The organism is Arsenophonus sp. ENCA (assembly GCF_002287155.1).
Lineage (GTDB): Bacteria > Pseudomonadota > Gammaproteobacteria > Enterobacterales > Enterobacteriaceae > Arsenophonus > Arsenophonus nilaparvatae.
Genome location: NZ_NHNG01000433.1, coordinates 1 through 998 on the forward strand (window position 1 = coordinate 1; position 998 = coordinate 998).

Annotated in this window: 2 protein-coding genes and 1 pseudogene; all 3 read right to left on the bottom strand. The window is 41.5% G+C overall.

What is annotated here, in order from left to right:
- Window positions 1-197 (bottom strand): hypothetical protein (locus tag CBG25_RS11290; RefSeq protein ID WP_290604058.1); only part of this gene is annotated, 197 nt, incomplete at its 3' end.
- 120 nt (window positions 198-317) lie between these two features.
- Window positions 318-668, bottom strand: a pseudogene (locus tag CBG25_RS11295) (DDE-type integrase/transposase/recombinase); the annotation flags it as partial.
- Window positions 669-707: 39 nt separating this feature from the next.
- Window positions 708-998 (bottom strand): transposase (locus tag CBG25_RS11300; RefSeq protein ID WP_290603789.1); only part of this gene is annotated, 291 nt, incomplete at its 5' end.

Here is a 998-nt window from a genome sequence, read left to right on the forward strand (position 1 = left end):
CTTTTTTTGTCTATAGAAGGTTCAACTAATCGCCATAGGTCTTTAGGGCGGAAACATCTACTTTTTAACCATCGGCTAACCGTGTCATGAGATAAAGGCGATGGGCTGACTTCTGATAACGCCAAACTAGAGTATCTTACACTGCTTACTTGCAAGAATATTTTATAGATATCTTTAATGCATGGATAACCGGACAAAATATGAACATCCTGATTTTTTCTTGTTTTTAAATTTATACTTCTTTTTTAGAGACTGCGAAACTCGTGTATGTATGACCAAGGATTTACTTTGTTGCATTTCGTTTGGGAATTGGCGTTCGCCCTGTATGGACGGCAGACTTTCGGACTAAAAGCATATTTCTCGGCAAGCTGGATAAGCTGTGGGTTCCAGCGGTGTTTACCAGGACCATAAACATCACGCTCAATGATAATGGTCTTCGCATTATCAAATAGCAGCTGACGAGGCGTACCGCCAAAATACTGTAGGGCTGACTCAATCCCGTCGCACCAGGCTGCTGAATTTTGACAGGTGTAAAACTTAACAAAAGTCGAGCGACTCCAGCCTAACGTGGCAACGAATGCCAGCAAAGGGTTTTTCCTCTGTCTGATAATCGTGAAGTCAACCTGCATCTGTTCACCGGGTTCAGTCTCAAAGCGGACAACGTCTTCAGTAACCGTTTTTTTCATAGGCACGAGTTTCGCACAAAACTAATTTGGGTACGCTAATAAAACACGGATGTGCTCAGCAATAGCATTTTTGATTACGTCCCAATTTTGTTGATAAAGGGTTATTTTTTCAGATATACGACGTTTATGTTGTTCAAACCACGCAGAAATAGCGAGAAAAATATGATTTCTTTGCGCTCGGCTCGTGCGAGCCTGACAGCGTTCAATACCACAATTTTGTTTAACTTCTCGATGATAAACTTCAACAGACCAACGGGCATCCATGATAGATTTGACGTATTCACGGGTGGGATTCTCTTTGTTTGTTACTAT